Source organism: Methylobacterium sp. J-043 (assembly GCF_022829505.1).
GTDB classification, from domain to species: Bacteria; Pseudomonadota; Alphaproteobacteria; order Rhizobiales; family Beijerinckiaceae; genus Methylobacterium; species Methylobacterium extorquens_A.
This window is the reverse complement of record NZ_JAKSYB010000015.1, coordinates 1-24,067: the sequence shown is the minus strand read 5'-3', so window position 1 is coordinate 24,067 and position 24,067 is coordinate 1. Positions and strand designations below refer to the sequence as shown.

Annotated in this window: 22 protein-coding genes and 2 pseudogenes; 15 read left to right on the top strand and 9 right to left on the bottom strand. The window is 66.6% G+C overall.

The features are described from left to right. Positions 1-92 precede the first annotated feature (92 nt). Positions 93-233 (bottom strand): annotated as a pseudogene (locus tag MKK50_RS00880) (transposase); the annotation flags it as partial. A 192-nt stretch (positions 234-425) separates the two neighbouring features. Here MKK50_RS00880 and MKK50_RS00875 point away from each other — a divergent pair. After that, entirely contained in the window at positions 426-953 is a 528-nt protein-coding gene (locus tag MKK50_RS00875) for a phenolic acid decarboxylase (protein WP_253374194.1), read from the top strand. A 782-nt stretch (positions 954-1,735) separates the two neighbouring features. On the opposite strand, the gene MKK50_RS00870 is transcribed toward MKK50_RS00875, so the two are convergent. Beyond that, a complete protein-coding gene (locus tag MKK50_RS00870; protein WP_209688055.1) occupies positions 1,736-3,139 on the bottom strand; it encodes an amidohydrolase family protein in 1,404 nt (467 codons plus the stop codon). Positions 3,140-3,385: 246 nt separating this feature from the next. On the opposite strand from MKK50_RS00870, the gene MKK50_RS00865 reads away from it, so the two are divergent. Both MKK50_RS00865 and MKK50_RS00860 read left to right on the top strand, forming a co-directional pair. Then, entirely contained in the window at positions 3,386-3,706 is a 321-nt protein-coding gene (locus MKK50_RS00865; protein ID WP_209688056.1) for a SemiSWEET family transporter, read from the top strand. A gap of 148 nt (positions 3,707-3,854) precedes the next feature. Then, a complete protein-coding gene (locus MKK50_RS00860; RefSeq protein ID WP_253386692.1) occupies positions 3,855-4,859 on the top strand; it encodes a LysR family transcriptional regulator in 1,005 nt (334 codons plus the stop codon). 711 nt (positions 4,860-5,570) lie between these two features. Here MKK50_RS00860 and MKK50_RS00855 read toward each other — a convergent pair. After that, positions 5,571-6,020, bottom strand: coding sequence for an Lrp/AsnC family transcriptional regulator (locus MKK50_RS00855; protein WP_209688058.1), 450 nt, complete (start codon positions 6,018-6,020; stop codon positions 5,571-5,573). Between the two features lie 143 nt (positions 6,021-6,163). Here MKK50_RS00855 and alr point away from each other — a divergent pair, with 143 nt between their 5' ends. After that, complete coding sequence (alr, locus tag MKK50_RS00850) at positions 6,164-7,306, top strand: alanine racemase (RefSeq protein WP_253374196.1); 1,143 nt, start codon at positions 6,164-6,166, stop codon at positions 7,304-7,306. An 11-nt stretch (positions 7,307-7,317) separates the two neighbouring features. Next, positions 7,318-8,583, top strand: a complete 1,266-nt coding sequence (locus MKK50_RS00845; protein WP_209688059.1) for a D-amino acid dehydrogenase — start codon at positions 7,318-7,320, stop codon at positions 8,581-8,583. A 721-nt stretch (positions 8,584-9,304) separates the two neighbouring features. On the opposite strand, the gene MKK50_RS00840 is transcribed toward MKK50_RS00845, so the two are convergent. Next, the gene (locus MKK50_RS00840; protein ID WP_209688060.1) at positions 9,305-10,804 is read right to left on the bottom strand and encodes a CoA-acylating methylmalonate-semialdehyde dehydrogenase; all 1,500 of its coding nucleotides are present in this window, start codon (positions 10,802-10,804) and stop codon (positions 9,305-9,307) included. A gap of 35 nt (positions 10,805-10,839) precedes the next feature. Next, on the bottom strand, positions 10,840-12,177 hold the full coding sequence (gene aptA, locus MKK50_RS00835; protein ID WP_209688061.1) for an omega-aminotransferase AptA: 1,338 nt from the start codon (positions 12,175-12,177) through the stop codon (positions 10,840-10,842). A gap of 167 nt (positions 12,178-12,344) precedes the next feature. Here aptA and MKK50_RS00830 point away from each other — a divergent pair, with 167 nt between their 5' ends. The 9 genes from MKK50_RS00830 to MKK50_RS00790 all read left to right on the top strand — a co-directional run bounded on the left by MKK50_RS00830 (position 12,345) and on the right by MKK50_RS00790 (position 21,506). Further along, on the top strand, positions 12,345-12,893 hold the full coding sequence (locus tag MKK50_RS00830; protein WP_209688062.1) for a cupin domain-containing protein: 549 nt from the start codon (positions 12,345-12,347) through the stop codon (positions 12,891-12,893). 428 nt (positions 12,894-13,321) lie between these two features. Beyond that, positions 13,322-14,545 carry an ABC transporter substrate-binding protein gene (locus MKK50_RS00825; RefSeq protein ID WP_209688063.1) on the top strand — a complete coding sequence of 408 codons (1,224 nt, stop codon included), beginning with the start codon at positions 13,322-13,324 and terminating at the stop codon, positions 14,543-14,545. Positions 14,546-14,573: 28 nt separating this feature from the next. Continuing rightward, a complete protein-coding gene (locus MKK50_RS00820; protein WP_209688064.1) occupies positions 14,574-15,428 on the top strand; it encodes a branched-chain amino acid ABC transporter permease in 855 nt (284 codons plus the stop codon). Between the two features lie 13 nt (positions 15,429-15,441). Then, a complete protein-coding gene (locus MKK50_RS00815; protein WP_209688065.1) occupies positions 15,442-16,455 on the top strand; it encodes a branched-chain amino acid ABC transporter permease in 1,014 nt (337 codons plus the stop codon). Further along, on the top strand, positions 16,452-17,222 hold the full coding sequence (locus MKK50_RS00810; protein ID WP_209688066.1) for an ABC transporter ATP-binding protein: 771 nt from the start codon (positions 16,452-16,454) through the stop codon (positions 17,220-17,222). Before MKK50_RS00815 ends, MKK50_RS00810 begins: the two co-directional genes overlap by 4 nt. Beyond that, positions 17,219-17,932 (top strand): ABC transporter ATP-binding protein, encoded by a 714-nt coding sequence (locus tag MKK50_RS00805; RefSeq protein ID WP_209688067.1) that lies wholly within the window; start codon positions 17,219-17,221, stop codon positions 17,930-17,932. The genes MKK50_RS00810 and MKK50_RS00805 overlap by 4 nt, the downstream gene beginning before the upstream one ends. Before the next feature lie 23 nt (positions 17,933-17,955). Then, positions 17,956-19,206, top strand: a complete 1,251-nt coding sequence (locus tag MKK50_RS00800) for a Zn-dependent hydrolase (protein WP_209688068.1) — start codon at positions 17,956-17,958, stop codon at positions 19,204-19,206. Positions 19,207-19,230: 24 nt separating this feature from the next. Beyond that, positions 19,231-20,718, top strand: a complete 1,488-nt coding sequence (locus tag MKK50_RS00795) for a M81 family metallopeptidase (protein ID WP_209688069.1) — start codon at positions 19,231-19,233, stop codon at positions 20,716-20,718. A 17-nt stretch (positions 20,719-20,735) separates the two neighbouring features. Further along, the gene (locus MKK50_RS00790) at positions 20,736-21,506 is read left to right on the top strand and encodes a FadR/GntR family transcriptional regulator (RefSeq protein WP_253374198.1); all 771 of its coding nucleotides are present in this window, start codon (positions 20,736-20,738) and stop codon (positions 21,504-21,506) included. Between the two features lie 173 nt (positions 21,507-21,679). Here the strand turns inward: MKK50_RS00790 and MKK50_RS00785 are convergent. After that, a pseudogene (locus MKK50_RS00785) lies at positions 21,680-21,790 on the bottom strand (IS6 family transposase); the annotation flags it as partial. Between MKK50_RS00785 and MKK50_RS00780 the strand changes: the two are divergent. After that, positions 21,775-22,611 (top strand): IS4 family transposase, encoded by an 837-nt coding sequence (locus tag MKK50_RS00780; protein WP_367399428.1) that lies wholly within the window; start codon positions 21,775-21,777, stop codon positions 22,609-22,611. The pseudogene MKK50_RS00785 and the gene MKK50_RS00780 overlap by 16 nt on opposite strands. 117 nt (positions 22,612-22,728) lie before the next feature. Here MKK50_RS00780 and MKK50_RS00775 read toward each other — a convergent pair whose 3' ends face one another. The 3 genes from MKK50_RS00775 to MKK50_RS00765 form a co-directional block, all read right to left on the bottom strand. Beyond that, on the bottom strand, positions 22,729-23,151 hold the full coding sequence (locus MKK50_RS00775; protein ID WP_209688079.1) for a hypothetical protein: 423 nt from the start codon (positions 23,149-23,151) through the stop codon (positions 22,729-22,731). 83 nt (positions 23,152-23,234) lie between these two features. After that, a complete protein-coding gene (locus tag MKK50_RS00770; protein WP_209688080.1) occupies positions 23,235-23,696 on the bottom strand; it encodes a thermonuclease family protein in 462 nt (153 codons plus the stop codon). 44 nt (positions 23,697-23,740) lie between these two features. Next, the coding region (locus MKK50_RS00765) for a hypothetical protein (RefSeq protein WP_499019728.1) at positions 23,741-24,067 on the bottom strand (327 nt) is incomplete at its 5' end.

The window sequence follows — 24,067 nt, the reverse complement described above, 5'->3', positions numbered from 1 at the left end:
CAACATTCCGAAAGGCGGATCGCGGCTTTCGGGAACAGTCATGTAAGATCGGGAGCTTGGCGCCCTCGGACGTGTCAGGCGGAAAGACGTGCGTAGCGCAGTCCGTTGGACACCTCGCGCAAGCTGTACTCACGCTGCCCCGCATCCTCGCGGAGCAGCGTCAGGTAAGGGGCGACCCGCGCCCATTCGTTATTGGAAACGTCGGACGGGTAGGCAGCGAGCGAGAAGGTCATGCCTCCTAATTTTGAGGCCTACACTCTCAGGTTCACACCAGCCTCTAGCTAAATTGGTGATCAGGCAGATCGATATTTGCATTTGAAGAGATATTGCTTTATGGGCATAGCGTTCGTTCAATAGAGCGAACAACTTCTACAAATTACACACTACAGCACTCAATTTATCTGTGATAATCTGGGAAAATACTGATGTCAAACGATCTTGGCCTTGACTTATCAAGCGACTTGTCTGATTTCGTTGGAACTCATTTTATCTATACATATGCCAATGGCTGGAAATATGAATGGTATGCTCGCAACGAGAAGACCTGCGATTACCGAATACACCAAGGCTTGGTCGGTGGCCGCTGGGTGACCAACCAAGCGATCGATCTCGTCCAACTCGCGCCGGACATGTATAAAATCGATTGGCACGAGCCCACCGGCACCTGCGTCAGCCTGTATTTTGATACGAAGCGCCGGCTGGTGCACGGCACCATCTTCTTCCCGCAGTGGATCGCGGGTGAAGGAGCACATCCCGAGAAGACGATCTGCTACCAGAATGACTTTATGGAAGATATGCACCGCTTCCGAGACGAAGGCCCGGCATACCCATACGTGGTCATCGGCGAGTTCGCCAAGATCACATTTATGGAGCGGCGTGGCCGCGACAACGACGAGGTCATCAACGCGGCCCCCGGCCAACTTCCTGCGGGCTATCTCGAACGCACGAACTGATCACGCCAAAGCGGATGACGGCATTCATTTGACCGAATGCCGTCGTCACACGATGAATCGTCAGTAGAGCATGTTACCGGAACGATATAGACACAGATGAATTTGCGCCAGTTTGTACCCTATACAACACACCTGGGTCGCATATTGAATGCCCGCTTCTGGTCAAATGGTCGGGGTCCGCTCACTGCCGCCAGCCTGAGTTGCTGGACGACTGACGACTGACCGCTCTCGGGATGCGCCAACGGCGGTCTTCATGGCTGGATGGGTCGCAAGCCGAAAGAGTGCCGTACGATTTCTAAGACAGGCGTGCCGGCCTCGGCCTTCCAGGCCGCGGTTCGGATCGCTGGAAACGCGATGGCCTTCACATCCTGGCAAATCTCGGTGCAGCTTTGGCCGTGGTGTTGCTCAATCTGATTGTTGATGGGAACGTCCGGAAACCGGGGCTGCCATCGCGCGTTGCTCGCGACTGCGGCAAGGGATTCTTGCACGTTCGGCGAGAGCCCGGACCGGGGCCGCCGGGCAAGAGCCCTCGGTCCGTTGGGCGAAGTCTTCGTCGGCGCCGCCGTTGAGCGGCCGATGGGATCACGGGGCCGGCGAATTGCGGACCGGCGCCCGTCCGGGGCGCGCAGATGGGCCTCGCAGGCGCTGGACGAGGCCGTGAAGCGCGCCCGTGGCGAGGCTTCCCGGCCCTCAGACCGGGTGCCCCATCGCGCGATCCAGGGCGCGACGCCTCTGGAGAGTGCGGCGCCGCTGGTAATATTCTAGCCGAGCGCGGGGGGTAGTCAGCCTGCCCGTGCGCGGACGCCTCGAAGGGACTGGCGCGCCCGGTCGAGGAGCGTCGCGGCATCGAAGCCGGCGAGCCGGCCGTCGCGCTTCACGAAGCGGCCCTCGACCATGACGGCGGCGACGTCCTCGGGGCGGGCCGAATAGACCAGCAGGGCCGACGGGTCGCCCCCGTCGAAGCCCGCGAGGTTCAGGGAGTCGAGCCGGACGAGTTGCAGGTCGGCGGCGCGGCCCGGCACGAGCGAACCGGTCTGTGCGTCGAGCCCGAGGGCCCGAGCACCGCCGGCCGTCGCCCATTCGAGGAGGTGGCGGGGCCGGACGGCGGTCTCGTCGCGCGCCGCGCCGGCCTGCGTGAGCGCTGCGAGGCGCATGAGGGCGAACATGTCCGTGGCGCCGGCGAGGGCGCTGCCGTCGATGCCGAAGCCGCGACGCCGGATGCCATCGAAGCGGTCGATCCGGGTCGGGCCGTAACCGACCCGGTGCTCGGTCAGCGGCGTCACCACCAGGCCGGCGCCGGCCTCCTCCAACGCGGCGAGCTGGTCGTCGCGCGCATCGGTTCCGTGGACGACCTGCAGCCCGGCATGCAGCATCCGTCGGGCGATCAGGGCATCGAACATCGCCGTCGCCCGGCCCGGGACGGTGCCGCTGACATGGACCTGCATCGGCAGGTCGAGGCGGCGGGCCGTCTCCCATTCCCTGGCCTTGATCGCCCAGGCCGCCGCATCGTCGAGGTCCTGCGGCAGGCGCCACGCCAGGCCCAGCGACAGGCGGCCGCCGACGGAGCGCTCGGCCCATCCCTGCTGCCACTCCGCGACATGGGCGAGATCGATGGGGTCCGCGTCGGTCTTGCTCTTCATGCCGTAGAGCAGCCTGGCCCGGACGGGCGCATCCTGCAGCGCCCGAAGGCCGGCCTCGGCATGGGCGCGGTCGCGCACGTTGTCGAAGAAGTCCGCCGTGGTGGTGATGCCGGAGGCGGCGCTCTCCACCGCGCTCAGCAGCATGCCGATATAGGTGTCCTCCGGCGTATAGTGAGCCAGGAGGCGGTTGGTGACGGTGAAGAAGGCGGTCTCGCGCGTGTTGCCGTACAGGCCCCGCATCTGGCTGATCGCGCCGTGGGTATGGGCATCAACGAAGCCCGGAAGCACGACCATGCCGCCGGCCTCGACCACCACGGCGCCTTCCGGCACCGCCAAGCCCCGCCCGATCCCGGCGATCCGTCCGTCGCGCACCAGGATGTCGGCGCCGGGCAGATCACCCAGCCCGGCATCCATGGTCATGACGTAGCCGCCCCGGATCAGTGTGACGCCGCCCGGCAGACCGTCGGCCGCCCGCGCATCGCTCGCCGCGCCCACGAGCACGACGCCGCCGAGAGCTTTCCCCAGGTCGCGCCGACTGATGTCCATCGCCTCGACATGCCCCGTTCCGAACCGCTGCCGTACCCGACATAGGGCGTCGGCCCAACGATCATCGTCGCCGGATCGCGGAGGGTGTCTTTCCGTTCCGGCCAGTTCGCCAGGCCCTCGACGCGCGTTGAGGGCGTTGAAGCTCGAAGCGCGGGCACGACGACGGCGAACGGTTCTCGGACCGTACCGTGCGGAAGCGGCCGGCCCCCTCGATTCTTCGACAGACACAACGGGACCCCGTTCGCGATGACCCTCGCCCATACCCAGCCGACCTGTCAGGCCCCCGCTGCCGGCACGCCGGACCGCCGCGACGGCGGCACCGAGCGCTTCGTGCGCTGGCTCGGCTGGATCGCGACCGTCACCGGCGTGCTGATGTTCGTTTCCTATCTCGACCAGATCCAGCTCAACCTCGCCGGTCAGAAGGGCTCGGTGCTCCAGCCGCTCGCCACGGTGGTGAATTGCGGGCTGTGGACGACCTATGGCGCGCTGCGTCGGGACTGGCCGGTCTCCTTCGCCAATGCTCCGGGCGTCGTGCTCGGCGCGGTCGCCCTGATCACCGCGCTCTGAGCGCCGGGTCGGTCGAGTCCCGCGGGCCAAGCGCCCGCTGCGTCGGCAGTTTCTATGCGCACGCGATCTCTTCGCTTATCAAATGTGAATGAAGGAGTTGGCCCGGACGGCGCCTTGCAGTCCGTTCCGCCCGCGCTCTAATGCGGCTATGGGCCGGCTGGACAGCATCGACGACCTCCGCGTGTTCGACGCCATCGTGCGGGCGGGCAGCCTGTCCGGGGCCGCGCTTGACCTCGACGTCTCCCTCACCCTCGTCTCCAAGCGCCTCAAGCGCCTCGAGGGGCGGTTCGGTGTCCGTCTGCTCCAGCGGACTACGCGCCAGCTCGGCCTGACCGAGGAGGGCGGAGAATTCCTCGTGCGGTGCCGGACCGCCCTGGAGGCCATTCGGGCGGCGGAGGACGTCGCCGGCGACGGGGCCAGCGGCGTCGTGCGCGTGACCGCGACCGCGGCCTTCGCGCAGCGCCAGATCGCGCCGCGCCTGCCGCGCTTCCTCGCCCGCCATCCCGGCATCTCGGTCCAGGTCCTGACCAGCGACGACGTCCTCGACCTGGTCGAGCGCCGCATCGACGTGGCGATGCGGCAGGCCCCCCTCGTCGACAGCCGCCTGATCGCCCGGCCCCTGGTGCCGGACGCGCGCATCCTTTGCGCCTCCCCGGCCTATCTGGCCCGCGTCGGAACGCCCCGCGACCCACTCGACCTCGCCGACCATGCCTGCCTGACGGTGGGCGATCCCCGGCCGACGCACTGGCGCCTGTGCCGCGGCGGGGAGTCGGTGGACGTGTCGATCCGCTCGGCGGTCGGCGGCATCGACGGCGAGATCTGCCACGCCGCCGCGCTGGCGGACGGCGGCATCGCCATGAAGGCCGCCTGGGACGTGGTCGAGGACGTGCGCGCCGGGCGCCTCGTCCGCATCCTGCCGGATTGGTGGGGCGGGCGCGACCGGTGGGTCCGCCTCGTCTATCCGGCCCGCCTGCATCAGGCCCGGCGGGTGCGCGCGTTCATCGCCTTCATGGAGGCCGAGATGACGCAGGCGCTGGCCGCATGCGCCACGCTGGACCTGTTCGAGGCACCGGAGCCGGCCAAGCCGAGCGGCCGGCCCCGGACCGCCCGCAATCGGGCCGAGCCGACCCCCGCCGAGTCCGGACCCGGCTGACCGTGGCATGTGGTTTGTTCCGCGCGACCTCCTGGCTGGTACCGTGCGAGTCTGCCTTCCCTGCCGACATAAGAGGTGTGCAACCGGGGATGCTGCGCGGAACGGTGCGTCGTGGTTGTCTTGGTATCAACGGGTGATCGCGGCAGGCTCGTTAAGGGGATCAGCATATCCGAAGCCTTGGCAGATCTTCAACGTGCCGATGACGAAGGGCTTGGCGTAATCGAATGGTGGCGGCACGGGCGCCTGACATTCCGGACCGGTAGGCGGGCCAGCCTCTCGCCAATGGTCGGCTTCGTAGCGAGCGCGAATGAATTCGTAGAGTCGGGTGCGGAACGTTCGCTCGCGGATAAGATAAAAGTGGGAGCCCCACACCGCTTCATCACAACATCGGCCAGGGTGCGAACCTATTGGTCCCAGATACTAAGCGTGATGCACCTCCGTTTTAGCACAGCTTCGCAACAATCTCTTTAGTTTTATGCTTCTTCCGTTCCATGATGACATCTTCCACACGGCTTGAAGCCGTACTTTTGGAAGGACTATTTCAGGAGACAGGCCAGTAAACGTAACCAGAGCACAGTATTTCTGCCTCAACAATCGTGCACAGTCTGAAATCGCTGTCATTGGATTTCATTACACTGTTTATTCACATTTGGAATGTTTATATTGGGGAGAGCTTGATCTTCAATTGAAGGATTTGAAAATTCTACGAGATCAAATGCTACTCGCTGGCGACACAACCGTCCGGATCGCGAAGCTGGATTGCAGCCGTGAGACACCGGGAAGCCGAGAGAGCACCTCCTTGTGCAAGCGCTCGTAATCGGCCGCATCTTTCACTTTAAGCTTGACCAGATAATCGGCGATTCCGGTCATCAGATAACAATCCTGAACCTCCGGGCAGCGGCGCACCGCGGCCTCAAATTGGTTGAGAAACTCCTCGGTTTGCCGGTCGAGGGTGAACTGCGTGAGCACGACCAGTCCGCCCTCCTCGGACGGAGCCTCGATCAGCGCCGTGTATCCGCGGATGACCCCCGAACTTTCCAGCAAGCCCATCCGTCGATGGCAAGCGGATGCCGATAGACCCACGGCATCTGCGAGGTCCGCGTTGCTGATGCGGCCGTTCGCCCTGAGCATGCGGATGATCCGCCGATCGATGTCGTCCATGACCTTATCACAGAATGTCCGATATCGTCGAAGCATATACCCTTTTTCCGTCAAATCGTATATCTTATTCGACGGATTGATGAGAAATTCGATGAATCATGCAGTAGCGTAGCCGTACCGATAACCCGTTCCGGACGGACGCCTTGCCTGCCCTTGCCCGCACCGCTCCCATCGCATCCGCTGGACCTCCCGTACCGGCGACGACCAGCGCCGTCCTGACGGTCGACCTCGCGGCGCTCGCCGCCAACTACCGCGCCCTGCAGGCCATGGCTGCGCGGGCGGCGTGCGCCGCCGTCGTCAAGGCGGATGCCTACGGTCTGGGGATCGAACGCGTCGCCCCCGCCCTGGCGCGGGCGGGCTGCCGCTCCTTCTTCGTGGCCCATGCCGAGGAGGGCCTCTCGTTGCGCAAGATACTCGGACCGGCCGCCGGGATCTCGGTTCTGCACGGCCTTCCGTCCGGCACCGAGGCGGAGTGCCATGCGCACGATCTCACGCCGGTCCTGAACGACGACGGGCAGCGAGCCGCCTGGTGTGCCCTCGCGTCCCGGCTCGGACGACGCCTGCCGGCGATCCTGCAGATCGACAGCGGCATGGCCCGGTTCGGCTTCTCCCCGGACGAGGCCGCCGCCTGCCTCGACACGGGCGGGTTCGACGGCCTCGACCTGCGCCTCGTGATGAGCCATCTCGCCTGCGCCGACCAACCGGACGATCCGGCGAATGCCGCGCAACGGATGGTGTTCGACGCCTTCCAAGCCCGCCTGTCCGGGGTTCCTGCGAGCCTAGCGGCTTCCTCCGGCACATTTCTGAGCGCGGACTTCCATTACGACCTCATCCGGCCGGGAGCCGCACTCTACGGGATCGCCCCCCAGCCCGGACGCCCCAACCCCATGCGGCCCGTTGTCGGTCTCGCGGCTCGCGTGATGCAGGTCCGGCAGGTGCCGGCCGGGACCGCGGTGGGCTACGGCCACACGGCGCGCGTCGCGCGCGACAGCCGCTTGGCTACGGTGGCCATCGGCTATGCGGACGGTTTCCTGCGCAGCGCATCGGGCCGCGGCGAGGTCTGGCAGGACGGCCACCGCCTGCCCATTCTGGGCCGCGTCTCGATGGACAGCATCGTGATCGACGCGACGGATGCCCCCCCCGGCGCCGTCGCCCCGGGAAGCTGGATCGAGGTCGTCGGCCCGGCGCGCAGCCTCGATGCCGTGGCCGACGCCGCTGGTACGATCGGGTACGAGGTTCTCACGAGCCTCGGCCATCGCTTCCACCGTCACTATCTCGACGCCTGAGGGCATCATCCATGCACGTCATGATCCTCGGAGGCGGCGTCGTCGGCGTCACCTCGGCCTATTACCTCGCCCGCGCCGGCCATCAGGTGACGGTTCTGGATCGCCAGCCCGGTGCCGGCCTGGAGACCAGCTTCGCCAATGCGGGCCAAGTCTCCCCGGGCTACTCGGCGCCCTGGGCCGCGCCCGGCATCCCGGTGAAGGCGCTGAAATGGCTGATGATGCGGCATCGCCCCCTGGTGATGTGGCCCCGGGTGGAGCCGCGGCTCTACGGCTGGCTCGCGCGGATGCTGGCGAACTGCACGGAGGAGGCCTACGCCCGCAACAAGGGCCGGATGGTCCGCCTCGCCGAGTTCAGCCGCGATGCCTTGCGCGAACTCAGGGCCGAGACCGGCATCGCCTACGACCACCGCGAGAAGGGCACGCTCCAGATTTTCCGTACGGCCAAGCAGCTCGATCAGGTCGGCAATGACACGGCGGTGCTCGACGCCTACGGGGTCCCCTACGAGGTTCTCGATGTCGCCGGCTGCATCCAGGCCGAACCGGCTCTGGCGAGGGTTGGCGCAACCATCGTCGGAGGCCTGCGGCTGCCCGCCGACGAGACCGGGGACGCCTACCTCTTCACGACCTCCCTCGCCGCACTCTGCGAGAAGCTCGGCGTCACCTTCCGCTACGGCACGGCCATCGCCGGCCTGCGCGACGCCGACGAGGCCGTCACGGGGATCGTCACCGCTACGGGCGACGTGCTCACCGCCGACGCCTACGTCGCCGCCATGGGCAGCTACACGCCGATACTGCTGCGGCCCCTCGGGATCGACCTCCCGGTCTATCCGGTGAAGGGCTACTCCCTGACGCTGCCCGTCATGGACCCCGAGGGGGCTCCCGTCTCGACGGTAATGGATGAGACCTTCAAGGTCGGGATCACGCGCCTAGGCGACCGCATCCGGGTTGGCGGCACAGCCGAACTCGCGGGCTTCAGCCACACCCTGCGGGGACCTCGCCGGGCGACCCTCGAGCGCTCGGTCCGCGATCTGTTCCCGGGGGGTGGCGATCCGACGGCGGGCACGTTCTGGACGGGCCTGCGACCGATGACACCGGACGGCACGCCGATCGTTGGTCCGACACGGTTCGCCAACCTCTTCACCAATACCGGTCACGGTACCTTGGGCTGGACCATGGCCTGCGGCTCCGGCCGCGTGCTCGCCGACGTGGTCTCGGGCAGCGCCCCGCCGATCCCGGCCGCAGATTTCGCCCTGGCCCGCTACGCCAGGGGCGTGTGACGGCCCACGGACGTCATTTCGTCGAGCCCGAGGAGTTCGGGCTCTCTCGCCTGAGCGATAGAGCATCGTCCTGGATATAGGATCCAAGACGATGCTCTATCCTGTTGTTTTTGCATCATCCTTTTCCGAAAGTCGGCAGCCACCTTTCGGGATGATGCTCGAAGGCACGCTCCGTCGGATGCGAGCCCAAGCCGGGTTTCGAGCAGACGGGAGAACGTGGCGGAACTCCGCGAGCCATTGCGGGCGGGGCAGGCCGCGGCAACGTTCGGCCGTGGTGTCCCCTACGACAGACCCTTCGGCGCACGGACGGCGCTCGGGTCGAGCGAGCACGGGTCTTTGGCGCGATGGCCGAGCACGCGATGTCCGCAGCGTTGCGAGGGCTGCCCGGGGGATGCGTGCCATGGGGCGTTCTCGCGGCATAGTCGTCATGTCTAAAGCATCGTCCTGGATACCTGATTTAGGACGACGCTTTAGGCTCTTGTTTTCGCATCATCTGTTCCGGAAGCCGGCAACCACCTTTCGGGACGATGCTCTATCGCCTCAGACATGCCATTGAACGAGCTTGATGAGACCATCAGCCCCGATGATCTTAGGTGCGGGGCGCACCGAACGCATGATTTTGCTTCGATCGACCGGCTGACGATGTCGCAACAGCCGGCCGATCACGTTCGCGGGCTCCGATCCTCCGTAGCCCGCCCTGTACTTGATGCTAGCCCCGCCTTCAGCTCATCGTCGGCATGACGAAGTCGGCGCCGGCCCGGATGCCGGTCGGCCAGCGGGTGGTGATGGTCTTGAGCCGGGTGTAGAACCGGACGCCCTCGGGGCCATGCATGTGGTGGTCGCCGAACAGCGAGGCCTTCCAGCCGCCGAAGGAGTGGAACGCCATCGGCACCGGGATCGGCACGTTGATGCCCACCATTCCGACCTCGATCGCGTGGGCGAACTCGCGCGCGGCGTCGCCGTCGCGGGTGAAGATTGCCGTGCCGTTGCCGAACTCGTGTTCGTTGATGAGGCGCGCGGCGGTGGCGTAGTCGGGCGCCCGGGTCACGGCGAGGACGGGGCCGAAGATCTCCTCCCTGTAGATCGTCATGTCGGGCGTCACGCGGTCGAACAGCGTGCCGCCGAGGAAGAAACCGTCGTCATAGCCCTGGAGCTTGAGGTCGCGCCCGTCGACGAGGAGTTCGGCGCCTTCGGCCACCCCCTGGTCGATGTAGCCGCGCACCTTGTCGTAGTGCTGGCGCGTCACCAGCGGACCCATCTCGGAGTCCGGGTCGGTGCCGGGGCCGACCTTCAGCGCACGCACCTTCGGGATCAGCCGCTCGATCAGTGCGTCGGCGGTCTTCTCACCCACCGGCACCGCCACCGAGATCGCCATGCAGCGTTCGCCGGCCGAGCCGTAGGCCGCGCCCATCAGGGCGTCCACCGCCTGGTCGAGGTCGGCATCGGGCATCACGATCATGTGGTTCTTGGCGCCGCCGAGGCACTGGGCGCGCTTACCCTGGGCGGTAGCCGTGGCGTAGATGTATCGGGCGATCGGGGTCGAGCCGACGAAGCTGACGGCGGCGATGTCGGGATGGCGGAGGAGGGAGTCCACTGCCGCCTTGTCGCCGTGGACCACGTTGAACACGCCGTCGGGCAGGCCCGCCTCCTTGAGCCAGGCGGCCACCAGCAGGGCGGGGGACGGGTCGCGCTCGGAGGGCTTCAAGACGAAGCAGTTGCCGCAGGCGAGCGCCAGAGGGAACATCCACATCGGCACCATGACGGGGAAGTTGAACGGCGTGATGCCGGCCACCACGCCGAGCGGCTGGCGCAGGGAGTGGCTGTCGACGCGGGTGCCGACGTTCTCCGTCACCTCGCCCTTGAGGAGTTGCGGCGCGGAGGTCGCGAACTCCACCACCTCGAGCCCGCGCTGGATCTCGCCGCGCGCGTCGGAGAGCACCTTGCCGTGCTCGGCGGTGATGAGGGCGGCGAGCTCGTCGGTGCGGTCCTCGGCGATGCGCAGGAAGGCGTTGAGGATGCGGGCGCGGCGCAGGGGTGTGGTCTTCGCCCAGCCGGGGGCGGCGGCCTTGGCGGCCGCGACCGCGGCGTTCACGTCCGCCGTGTCGGCGAGGGCGACGCGGCCGGTCTCCTCGCCCGTAGCGGGGTTGAAAACGGGAGCGCTGCGCCCGCTGGTGCCGGCGACGGTTCTCCCGCCGATGTAGTGGTTGATCACAGTGGTCATTGAAGAATCCTTGAAGGGCAGAAACTGACGAAAGATCAGGCGGCGCGGGCGATGGCATCGCCCAGCATCGACGCCATCGTGTCGATTTGCTCGGGGTCCACGATCAACGGCGGCGACAAGGCGATGATGTCGCCCGTAACGCGGATGAGCAGGCCGCGTTCGAAGCAATCGACGAAGACGTCGTAGGCCCGTGCGCCCGGCGCACCGGGCCGGGGCGCCAGTTCGATTCCGGCGACGAGGCCGATGGTGCGGATGTCGATGACGTGGCCGGCGGCGCGCAGGCCATGCATCGTGCCGGCCCACGCGTCCGCAAGCTCGGCACCGCGCGTCAGCAGGCCTTCCCGCTCGTAGATGTCGAGGGTGGCGAGGCCGGCGGCGCAGGCCACCGGGTGCCCCGAATAAGTATAGCCATGGAACAGCTCGATCACCGCCTCGGGGCCGTGCATCATCGCATCGTGCACCGCCCGCGCGCAGAACACGGCGCCCATCGGCAGGGCGCCGTTCGTGAGGCCCTTGGCGGTGGTGACGAGGTCGGGAACGACGCCGAAGTAATCCGTGGCGAAGGGCGTGCCGAGGCGGCCGAACCCGGTGATGACCTCGTCGAAGATCAGCAGGATTCCATGCCGGTCGCAGATCGCCCGCAGACGCTCGAGATAGCCCTTGGGCGGCAGAAGCACGCCCGTGGAGCCGGCGACGGGCTCGACGATGCAGGCTGCGATGGTCTCGGCCCCGTGAAGGGCGACGAGGCGCTCGAGGTCGTCTGCGAGGTCCGCCCCATGCTCCGGCAGGCCATGGGTGAAGGCATTGCGCTCCAGGTCGTGGGTGTGGCGCAGGTGATCGACGCCCGGCAGAAGCGGAAAGACGCGACGGTTGTTGACGAGGCCCCCCACCGAGATGCCGCCGAAGCCGACCCCGTGATAGCCGCGCTCGCGCCCGATCAGTTTGGTGCGCGTGCCCTGGCCGATGGCGCGCTGGTAGGCGAGCGCGATCTTGAGGGCGGTATCAACGGATTCTGACCCCGAACCGGTAAAGAATACCCGGTCGAGCTTCGCTTCGGGGCCGCCCGGCGCGATGGCGGCCAGTCGCTCGGCGAAGTCAAAGGCGGCGGGGTGCCCCATCTGGAACGAGGGCGCGAAATCAAGGGTGGTGAGTTGGCGCTCCACCGCCGAGGCGATGTCCTGGCGTCCGTGCCCGGCATTGACGCACCAGAGGCCGGCGGTTCCGTCGAGAACGCTGCGCCCGTCTGTAGCCGTGTAGTGCATGTCCTTGGCGGATGCGAGCATCCGGGGTGCCGCCTTGAACTGGCGGTTGGCTGTGAACGGCATCCAGTAGGCGTCAAGGCCCGGTGAATTCGTAGCGGTGTGCGGGTCCATGGCAATCCTTCGGGTTGACGTCGATGGGCTGGGAAAAAGCACCGATCGTGCATCGCGAACAAGTCCTTTTCTCTGCCGCGCCATGTGCTTGAAAAGCTTGGGCCGCCATGACAGATGTTTGCAAATCCTGAACATCCCTAACACGGCTGCGGCTCAGCGAGGTTTCAATGAGCATCGATCTCGGTGCACGGCTTCGTTACGTTCGCGGCCTTCACGGCCTCTCGCAACGCGCCCTCGCCAAGCGCACGGGTGTGCCGAACTCGACGATCTCCCTCATCGAGTCGAACGGGGTGAACCCTTCCGTCGGCGCCCTGAAGCGCATCCTCGACGGCATCCCCATCGGATTGTCCGAGTTTTTCGCGGTCGAGCCGGAGAGCCCGCGCAAGGCCTTCTACCGGGCCGACGAACTCACCGAGATCGGCAAGGGACCGATCTCCTACCGTCAGGTCGGAGATACGTTGTTCGGCCGATCGCTGCAGATCCTCAGGGAACGTTACGAACCCGGCGCCGATACGGGCCGGGTGCCCCTCGTCCATGACGGCGAGGAGGGCGGCATCATCCTATCGGGCCGGCTCGAAGTGTTCGTGGACGACGAGCGCCGGATTCTCGGTCCCGGCGACGCCTACTTCTTCGAGAGCCGCCGTCCTCATCGCTTCCGCTGCATCGGTCCGGTCGCCTGCGAGGTGGTCAGTGCTTGCACGCCGCCAACGTTCTGATTGTTTCTCACAAAACTCCTGTTGCGCTGTCGTGTTCAGGGCAAGCGGCGATGATCGGGAGTTTTATGAGGCACTCTGAATCAATACGAACCACTTTGAACTTTTCGGCACCTTTGATCCCGGAGTGGGTGAGGCAATGAAGGAATGCCACCTTCGGCCGCCACGACCGTAGCCCGGCAGTTCGGCTCGGGCGCCAATCGGAACGCCCGTGCCGTATTGATAAAAGCGGATGCTATATTTGTTTTGACGCCGATTTTTTCGGATTTGCCGCCTGCAAGGGCGACCGTGCCTGAAATCAGAGCAATCGCTCAAATTTCATACTACTGGGGTGCCATACATAGCCTCCCCGCTTGACGGAGCGGAGCAAACATCATTCTATGCGTATAGTTCGAATCATTTCATAAAATTCAGAGTTCGAGGGAGGTGGGATGCAAGATCGTCGCGCATTTTTAAAGGGTTCCTTGGTTGTCGGTGCCGGCGCCGTTTCCGGCGTCGCGCTTCCTGGTTTGCTGCGAAGTGCCCGCGCGGCCGATGGGCCTCTCGTCATCGGGGCACCGCTGCCCATCTCCGGAGCTTTCGCCGCCAACGGCAAATTCGCATCCCTTGGCGCTGCGTTTGCCGCCCGGAAGGCTGCCGCGGCGCTCGGGCGCAAGATCGTGGTCACGGACATCGACACCGAGGGCAAGCCGGCACCGGCAGCTCGCAAGCTGCAGGAGGCCATGGCGCAGGGAACGCGTCTGTTCGCCGGCGGCATTCTATCATCGGAAGCCCTGGTGATGGGCAAGGAAGCGACGAAGTCTGAGGGCGTCTTCATCACCACGGCGGGGGCGGACGAGATCACCGGTTCGGACTGCAACCGCGGCACCTTCCGCTGGAGCGTGCCGACCTTCGGGGCTATCGCGCAGACCGTGCGGCCGCTGATCGAGCAGATGCCGCAGGCCAAGCGCTGGTACACCATCACACCGCAATACGTGTTCGGCGAGGGCCTGCTGAGCGCCGCCAAGGTGGTGTTCCAGGAGAAGGGCATCGAACATGTCGGCAACAGCTACCATTCGCTGGCCGAGAAGGAATTCAGCGGCTACCTGACCAATGCCATCGCAGCCAAGCCCGACGTGCTGTTGCTCCTCAATTTTGGTTCGCAATCTTCGGATGCGCTCCGTCAGGCCGTCAGCTTCGGCCTCAAGAAGCGCATGACCATTGTGCTGGCCTGGGCTTCAGGCCTGGAGCAATTCGAGGCTCTGGGAGCAGACCTGTGCGAGGGCGTATACTTCGGAGCGCAGTACTGGCACGGCATCGATTCGCCCCTCAACAAGGAGTTGGTGTCAAAGCTCCGTGAAAGCGCGAAGATGACGCCGAACTACTCCTTCGCCGGCTCCTACCAGATCACCAAGCTGCTCCTCGACGCAGTCGCGAAGGCCGGCTCTGCGGAAGGTCCTGCTGTCATCAAAGCTCTGGAGGGCCTCGGCTATTCTGGACTGACGGGGCATGAGGAGATTCGTGCCGCCGATCACCAGGTCATCAAGGACTACTACCTGCTGAAGGGCAAGGCGAAGTCCGCAATGAAGGATAAGGACGACTTTGCCAACGTCGTAAATGCCGGCAAGTCGTTCCTTTCTCCCGAAGCTGCCGGCTGCAAGATGCAGCAAGGGTGAGTGTTGAAGTCCAACATTAGGACCTTGCGTGACCTATCTCTTTCAGATCCTGAACGGCGTCGGACTTGGGTTGCTTTATTTCCTGCTAGCAGTAGGATTGAGCATCATCTTCGGGCTGCTGCAATTCGTGAACTTCGCTCACGGGGCATTCTACCTGCTCGGCGCTTATTTGGCCTACGAAGGGGTCGAGCGGGGTCTGAGTTTCTGGGTGGCGATGCCTATGGCGGCCGTGATCGTCGCGGCGCTTGCCGGAATGACGGAACGGCTGCTCCTACGCCGGGTCTACAAGCTGCCTCACACCTTCCACATCCTCGTCACCGTCGGGCTCGCGCTCGTGGTGCAGGAACTCGTCATCATCGTCTGGGGGCCGCTCGGCGGTAACGTAGCGGCGCCCGACGAACTGAGCGGCGTCATGATCCTCGGCGACTTCATCTATCCCGAGTACCGACTCTTCGTGATCGGCTTCACGGTGATTCTCGCCGCCGCCCTGTGGTGGCTCCTGGATCGGACGCGCCTCGGAGCCATCGTGCGGGCCGGATCAGAATCGCCGCAGAACATGGCGCTGCTCGGCTACGATACGTTGAGCATCAACACGGCCGTCTTCGCCCTCGGTGCGGGGCTCGCCGGGCTCGCCGGTGCGCTCGCGGCTCCGATCCGGGGCGTCGAGCCCTTCATGGGCGTCGAGGCGCTCGGGATCGCCTTCGTGGTGGTGGTGATCGGCGGGATGGGCAGCTACGCAGGGGCGCTCGCCGCCGGCATCCTAGTGGGCGTCGCTCAGAGCTTGATGGCGACGCTTTGGCCCGAGGGCGCGCGCCTCGTGATCTATCTTGGCATGGCCGGCATCATCATGGCGATGCCGCGCGGCCTGCTCGGCCGGGCCTGAGGAGAAATCTGTTATGATCCCCGTCCTCGACCGGCCCCTTGTCCAATTTGGCCTTGCAACTGCCGCCGTGCTGATCCTGCCGCTCGTTATGCGCTCAGGCACCCTCGCCAGCGAGATCCTGATCTTTGGGCTGGCGGTCGCTGCCTGCAACTTGCTGCTCGGCTATACCGGCCTCCTCTCCTTCGGCCAGGGCATCTTCTTCGGGATCGGCAGCTACGTGGCCGGCCTCGGCCTTGTCCGGGCCGGGCTGCCGGCCCCCGTGATGCTTGCGGTTTCGTTGAGCGTAGGCGCTCTCGTGGCGGCGGTGGTGGGCTGGATCTCGATCCGCCGCCAGGGCGTCTACTTCGTGATGCTGACGTTGGCCTTCTCGCAGATGTTCTACTTCCTGGCCTACACGTTCAGCGGCATCACGGGGGGCGACAACGGCTTCCTCGACATTCCGCGCCCGACCCTGGTCGGCACGCGCCTGACCGATCCGTGGACCTACTACGCCTACGTCGCGGTGCTCTTTCTCGTCCTCTTCGCAGCACTCCAGCGGGTGGCGTTGTCGACCTTCGGCCGAACCCTGCTCGCCATTCGCGACAACGAGGCCCGGGCAGGCGCCATCGGCTACCCGGTGCGGGCCTTCAAGGTCGCGGCTTTCGCGATCTCAGGCGCGGTCACCGCGTTTGCCGGCGCGCTCCACGCGATGTTGATCGGCGTCGCGCCCCTCTCCAACATCGACTACCACACCAGCGAGACCCTGCTGATCATGACGATCATTGGCGGCAGCGCGAATCTGTTCGCCTCGCTGCTCGGCGCTGGGGCCTATCTGCTGGCCGCCGACGCCCTCTCGGAGATCTGGCCGCGGTGGCTCCTTGCCCTCGGCCTCCTGCTCATCGTCATCACGCTGTTCCTCCAGCGCGGCCTCTGGGGCCTGATCGAGCGCGCCATCGCCCTGGTGACGCAGGCGCCCCCGCCCGACGACCCGGCCCGGCCGGTCGTAACGCCCCCCCCCGTCGCCCACGCACCGGAAGTCGCCCGATGAGTGCGCCCCTCCTCGCCACCGAAGCGCTCGGCGTCCGCTACGGCAGTTTCGTCGCCCTGCAAGACGTAACCCTTCGCATCGCCGAGAACAGCGTCCACTCGATCATCGGGCCGAACGGGGCCGGCAAGACCACGCTGTTCCACGCGCTGACCGGCCGGATCGCGCCCTCGGGCGGGCGCATCACGTTAGGCGGCCGGGACATCACCCGCACGTCGGACCACGAGCGCGTGCGCCTCGGCCTCGCCCGCTCCTTCCAGGTCACCAGCCTGTTCCCCACCCTGAGCGTGCGCGAGAACCTGCGACTGGCAGCGCAGGGCAAGACGCCCTGGCAGGCGCTGCCCCCCTGGCGCCGGACCGAAGCCAACCGGCCGGCGCTGGCCATGGCCGAGGCGATGCTGGAGCGCCTCGACCTCACACGGGTGGCCCTGCGCGCGGCCGGCGAACTGTCGCACGGCCAGCAGCGGCGCCTCGAGGTCGGGATGGCGATGGCGGCGGCGCCGAAGGTCATCCTCCTCGACGAGCCGACCTCCGGCATGGGCATCGACGACATTGCGGCGATGACGGTGCTGATTCGCGACCTCGGACGCGACCACACCGTGCTCTTCATCGAGCACAACATGGGCATTGTGATGAACATCTCCGACACCGTCACGGTGATGCGGGCCGGCCGCGTGCTGGTGGAGGGGCCGCCGGGCCGGGTCCGCGACGACCCGGAGGTGCGCCGGGCGTATCTCGGCAACATGATCACGGGAGACCTCGTGCCATGAGCGGCCCCATCGCCCTCGCCCTGGACGGGGTCCAGGGTTTCTACGGCAAGAGCCATATCCTCCAGGGCGTCAGCCTGGAGGTGCGGGACGGCGAGATCGTCTGCCTGCTCGGGCGCAACGGCGCTGGCAAGACCTCGACCCTGAAGGCCATATGCGGCCTCATCACCCCGCGCTGGGGCAGCGTGCGCTTTCAGGGCACCGAGGTCGCCGGCTGGCCCGCCCACCGCATCGCCCGGGCCGGCCTCACCCTCGTGCCGGAGGATCGCGGCATCTTCAGCTTGCTCAGCGTCGAGGAGAACCTGGCCATCGCCGAGCGCAAGGGCTCGCCCTGGGCGCTCAAGGACATCTTCGCGATGTTTCCACGCTTGGAGGAGCGCCGCCGCAACGGGGGCGCGCAGCTCTCAGGAGGCGAGCAGCAGATGCTGTCCATCGCCCGCGCGCTCCTGAGCGGACCGAAGCTCCTCATGCTCGACGAGCCGGTGGAGGGCCTTGCCCCCGTCATCGTGGAGGAGATCGTGACGCAGATCCGTGCCATCCGGGCGGCGGGCGTGCCGATTCTGCTGGTGGAGCAGAATCTGGCCGTCTGCACCGCGCTGGCCGACCGCCACTACATCCTCGAACTCGGCCGCGTCGCCTACGCGGCCGCCAATGGCGAATTCATGGCCGACGAGGCGGCGCGCGACCGCTTCCTCGGCGTCAAGGCGGCGTGAACTGCAGCGAACCCAGGACATCCATGTCGAACCTCACCATCAACGCCGAGCGCCTCTGGGACACCCTGACCGAGACCGCCGCCATCGGTGCCACTTCCGACGGCGGCATTGCCCGCCTGACCCTGAGCGACGAGGACCGCCAAGTGCGCGACTGGCTCCGGGTCCAGGTCGAAGCGCTCGGCTGCACCCTCACGGTGGATGCGGTGGGCAACATGTTCGCCCTGCGCCCCGGCCGGAACCCGGACCTGAAGCCCATCGCATTCGGCAGCCACCTCGACACCCAGCCCACCGGCGGCAGGTTCGACGGTGTGCTCGGCGTGCTCGCCGGGCTCGAGGTGCTCCGCACCCTGGACGGGGCCGCCTACGTCACCGAGGCGCCGCTGCTGCTGGTGAACTGGACCAACGAGGAGGGCGCGCGCTTCGCCCCCGCCATGCTCGGCTCTGGGGTCTATGCGGGCATCTATGCCGGCGACTGGGCCGAGGCCCGTGAGGACGCGGCGGGAACCTGCTTCGGCGCAGCGCTCGACGCCATCGGCTATCGCGGCGTGGCGGCACCGGGCTCCGTGCCGTTCGGCGCGATGTTCGAACTCCATATTGAGCAGGGGCCGATCCTGGAGGCGCAAGGGGCTACCATCGGCGTCGTGCAGGGCGTGCAGGGCATGCGCTGGTACGAGGTTACCCTGGAGGGGCAGTCCGCCCATACCGGCTCGACCCCGATGGCGATGCGGCGCAATGCGCTCCTCGGCGCCGCGCGCCTCGTGGAAGCGGTGGATGCCGCGGCGCACGCGCACGCCCCCGACGCCGTCGGCACGGTCGGCCACCTCTGCGTGACGCCCAACTCCCACAATGTGATCCCCGGCCACGTGTTTCTCACCGTGGATCTGCGCCACCCCGACGACGCCGTGCTCGACGCCATGGAGGCGGCCATGAGCGAGGTGCTCGACAGCATCGCCAGCGACCTGTCCCTCGCCTCGCAGCTGCGTCCCATTGCCCGGACCGCCCCGGTCGCTTTCGATCTCGACTGCATCGCCTCCGTGCGGCGCGCGGCCGATAAGGGCGGGCACGCCACCCGCGATATCGTTTCGGGCGCCGGCCACGACGCGGCGCATCTGGCGGGCCTCGTGCCGACCACCATGGTGTTTGTGCCGAGCGCCGGCGGCCTCAGCCACAACCCGGCGGAATCGACGACGCCATCGGAATGCGCGGCCGGCGCACAGGTTCTCCTCGACGCCGTGCTCGACTATGATTCCCGCACAAGCAGCTCGGCGGCCTGATGCGCCGCTCAAGAAGGCGCGTTCATGCGTATCGTCACAGCCAGGGTGAACCACGAGACCAACACGTTCTCGCCCCTCGCGACCCCGCTTACCAGCTTCAATCCGCTCTGGGGGGATGATGCCCTGGCGGCCGGGCGGGACGCCTCCACGGCGCTAGGCGCCTTCATTCGGTTCGCGCAGGCGCGCGGGGCAGTCGTTTCGGTGCCGGTGTCGGCTCAAGCGAATCCGAGCGGACCCGTGGCGGACTCCGCCTTCGAGGCGCTCTGCGCCGCGCTTCTCGAGGCGATCCGCCCCGGCTGCGACGCCATCCTCCTTGACCTTCACGGGGCGATGGTGACCGAGAGCCACGACGACGGGGAGGGCGAGCTTCTCGCCCGCATCCGCGAAATCGCGCCCGGCACGCCCATCGGGGTCGCTCTGGATCTTCACGGCAACATCACCGGCCGGGTGGTCGACAATTGCGACGTGCTGGCAGGCTTCAAGTCCTACCCGCACGTTGACATGGCCGAGACCGGCGAGCGCGTGGCCGGCATCGTCGGACGAATGCTCGACGAGGGGCTACGGCCGGCTAGGGCCTGGATACATCCTCCGATGCTCGCCCACACCCTGCGCATGGACACCCGCGTGGCGGGACCGATGCGAGACGCCGTCCTGGCGGCTCAGACAGTCGAGACCCGTCCCGGCGTACTGGCGGCCACGATCTTCGGCGGCTTCTCCCTTGCGGATCTCGCCGAGACCGGTGTCTCCGTCACGGTCACGGCGGAAAGTCAGGAGGCCGCCGACGAGGCAGCCCGAGACCTCGCCGCAGGGCTCTGGGGCAACCGCGAAAGCTTCGTCTATGACGAGGCGCCCCTGGCCGAGTCCATCGCAGCGGCACAGGCTGCGCTAGCCGGGCCGGGCGACGGCCCGGTGCTTCTCCTCGACCACGGCGACAACTGCATGTCGGGGGGCACCTGCGACGTGATGGACGTGCTCGCCAACGCCCTCGAGGCCGGCCTCGAGGGCATCGTTGCCGGCCCGATCTGCGACCCCCGCGCCGTCTCCATCCTGCACGCGGCCGGCGTCGGCGCCCGGGTCGAACTGGAGATCGGCAATCGCGTCCCCCTGCCGGGTTTCGGCCCTAGGTTGCCCCTCACAGTCGCCGGCACCGTGGCAGCGGTCGGCGACGGCGAATATCGTATCACCGGCCCGACCTATACGGGACAGCGCTGCAGCATGGGCCGGGCGGCGGTGATCGATACGGGGAGGGCCCGCATCCTTGTCAGTGAGCAGCCGCACGAGCCATGGGACCTCGGCGTGTTCACCGCTTGCGGAATCAACCCGGCCACGGCACGAGTCCTGATCCTAAAATCGCGGATGTACTGTCGACCCGTCTTCGAGCCAATCGCATGTACCGTCGTGGAGTGCGCGAGCCGCGGCGTAACCAGTTCCGACTACGGGCTGTTCACGTTCGAGAAGCTCGCCCGCCCGATCTTTCCTCTGGACCAAAACGTGGCCTGGAATCCGCAATGACTGCGCCCGGTCCAAGGATGAAGCAGAACCCGGCGCCGATGCGCCGCATCAAACTCTCCGACCAGATTGCCGAGGACCTGTGTAGGCGCATCGCCCGCGACCGTTTGCTGCCGGGTGACCGCCTGCCGAACGAACGTGCCCTGATGGAGCATTATAGCTGCGCTAAGGGGACGATCCGAGAAGCACTGAAGGCTCTCGAGGTCCAGGGCCTTGTGGCGATGCAGTCCGGTCCGAATGGCGGCGCCGAAATCCGCCCGATCTCCACTGATGCCGCCGCACAACAATTGCGTCGCTTCTTCCACTTCCAGGAACTTGATTTTGCCCATGTCTACGCCTTACGCCGCAGTTTGGAGGTAGCGCTGAGCATCAGCGTGATCGGGCGCTTGAAGCCTCATGACTTCCAACGTCTGGAGGCAAATATTGCAGAGTGCGAGGCAGCTAACACGAGCGGTCAGCGCAGGATTGGCCGTATTATTGAGGTCGATTTTCACGACATGTTATGTGATGCAAGTGATAATCACTTGCTAGTGTTTATGTGTCGGTTCCTAAACAGCCTGCTACGCGACTTGGTTGAGTTTCGCAGTGAAAGCCTAGTTGAACACGAAGCCTTTGGAAGTCACAACGTTGCCAGCCATCGGGCACTTGTCACTGCCTTACGCGCGGAGGATGCAGATGCGGTCAGCGTTGAAATGCACAAACACATGTGCTGTGCTGAGCACTTCATGCAGCGTCTCGACGCAAAGTTTCGAGAGGATCTCCTAAGCTCGTCCAGTCCAGATCGGGCATAATCGCTGTTCAAATATAACCTTAGACTAATTTTCATAGTTAAGGCTGGGAGATCAATTGGTTCTGAGAACCCGGCTTGTTGCAGCTCGGCCGAACGTCAACTGTAAAATTCGGTAGCGTTCTATCCGCCTCTGACGGCGTCGACACCATGTAACACATCTATCCCTACTTTGAGCTAGAGCCCGAGCAACCAATTCCGCTCGCGCACACTCCACGCGCCGGCAAACCCAAAGCCCTTGAGGAGCCAGAGCATGGCCTCGAAGCCCTGGATTGTTCGGCGCGCCGAGCCGCTGCGTCCACGTCGGCGACCGCGAGAGCGACATCTACGAGCTGTTCTGCTTGGCCCACGGCCTCGGCACGCACTTCATAGTGCGCAGCTGCGTCGACCGGCTGGCCGGCGACGGTCGGCACACGATCACCGACGCGATGAGCGAGGTCGCCGTCCAGGGCCTGCATCGCGTCGAGGTCCGCGACCGGGCGGGGCGGCTCGGCACGGCCGCGGTCGAACTGCGCTACCGCCGCATCACAGTGCCGCCGCCGATCGGCAAGCAAAAATGCTATCCCGCGCTGTCGCTCACCGTCCTCCACGCCCGCGAGCCGGGGACGCCGAAGGACCGCCCCGCGATCGACTGGCGGCTGATCACCGACCTGCCCGTCGACGATCCCGACCAAGCCGTCGAGAAACTGCGCTGGTATGCCCGGCGGTGGAAGATCGAGGTGTTCCACCACATCCTGAAGACCGGCTGCCGCGCCGAAGATGCACGGCTGCGCACGGCCGAGCGCCTCGTCAAGCTGATCGCGGTGTTCTGCATCCTGGCGTGGCGGGTGTTCTGGACGACCATGGTGGGCCGCGCGGCGCCGGGTGCGGACCCGCGCTTGGCCGTCACCGCTGCCGAGATCGCGCTGCTCGATCGCCTCGTCCCCGATCGGGCGGCCGGCGGGCGAACTCTCTCGGCCTACGTGGTGAAGGTCGCGCGCCTCGGCGGCTACCTCGCCCGCTCACGGGACCCGCCGCCCGGCAATCTCGTCATGTGGCGCGGCTTCGCCCGGCTCGCCGACATCATGCTCGGTGCCACGTTCGCCCGAGCATCACCAGGATGTGGGTAATAGGAAGCCGCTTGAGGGCAAAGTCGGTCCCCTCGTCGCGCAGGAACGCGGCGAGCAGCGCACGGTCCTTCCCATCGATCAGCGCGGCTAGGCGTGACCTGTCGGATTCGACTGTCATCAGAGCACCGGATACAGCCCGAGGAACAGGTCCCCCAGCGCCCGGCGGCGCAGGAAGGTCAGGCGTCGCCGCCGGATGTGCTCCGGCCGGTCGTGCTCCAGGTGGCAGCGCTGGCACCAGGCGGCGAGATCGGCGGGGCCGTTGCGGCTGGTGTCGTGCTCGCGGTGGCAGGCGGCCAGGATCGGCCGGGTCAGCCGGGCACTCGCCAGGTCTGGCATGCGCCGCAGAATGCGCCCCCGGCCCGAGCGCCAGACGCCGCCGTCGGCATCGTACCAGCTCCCGTCATCGACGCAGACGATGACCCGCCCATGCGGGCGTCCGCAGCGCTCGCAGAACCCGCCGGCCCGGCCGAAGCGGATCACCGCCGAGAGCTGCGGCCAGTCGATCGGGTAGAAGTGGCGGTGTTCGGGGCGGATCGGCACGGTCCGGCCACGCTAGCACGGCAGAGAGTCCGAGGAATCCCCCCGGCGCCTCGTCGTCCCTCGGAATTCGGTCGCCCGGCTCCTCAGCGCCGATCCGAGCGGCACCAGTGATCCGCCCGCTCCTCCCAAGCCTTCCGGCCCGGCCGGTAGGCCACCGCCAGGCCCTCCCGCATCAGGATCGCGCTGACCTCTCCCGCTGGCACCCGCAACGTCCCGAGCGTCCGGCCGTAGCGATCGGTCTCGCCGGCGCGCGCCAGCTCGACGGCCTGTCCGCGGATCAGGCGGGCCAAGCGCTCCTTCGCCTTCAGGCCAGCGATCCGCTCGGCCTCGCAGCGCGGCCGAGACACCTCCGGCGTGTCGATCCCACTCAAACGGACCTTCTCGGCACAGCCGCGCACGGGCACGGCGCAGGGGAGGGCGACGGTATCGCCGTCGATGACGATCAGGCGGTCGCCATCGAACCGCTCGGCCGACGCCGGCCGGCTCGCCAGCGTGCTCATACAGCCGACGGCCAGCCCCAGCACGGCCCACATCCGACGGCTCATCGCAGTTCCCTCACGCTCGCGGTGTTCGCGCCCGGCCTATCGCCTCAGCCCCCATAAGCCCAGATCGGGATGTCCCGCGGCCGACCGGGTGTGTCGCGATAGTAGGTCAGGTCGCCGAAGCCGATCCGGGTCGAATTGATCCACTGCACCGTGCGCCCGCCCAGCACCAGGGCACCACAATGGTCCACCCGGACGGTGCCGACCGTGGGATGGATCCCGAACAGGTCGAGCTCGCTCCAGCCGAGATCCACCGCCTCCGCTCCGAAGCGCTCGAGGAAGTCGAGCATCGCCGCGTGGACCCTCTGCCACGTCTCGCCATGCAGGCCGGGGCAGGGGGACGTCGCCGGGTTCATGCGCTCGATGCGGTCGCG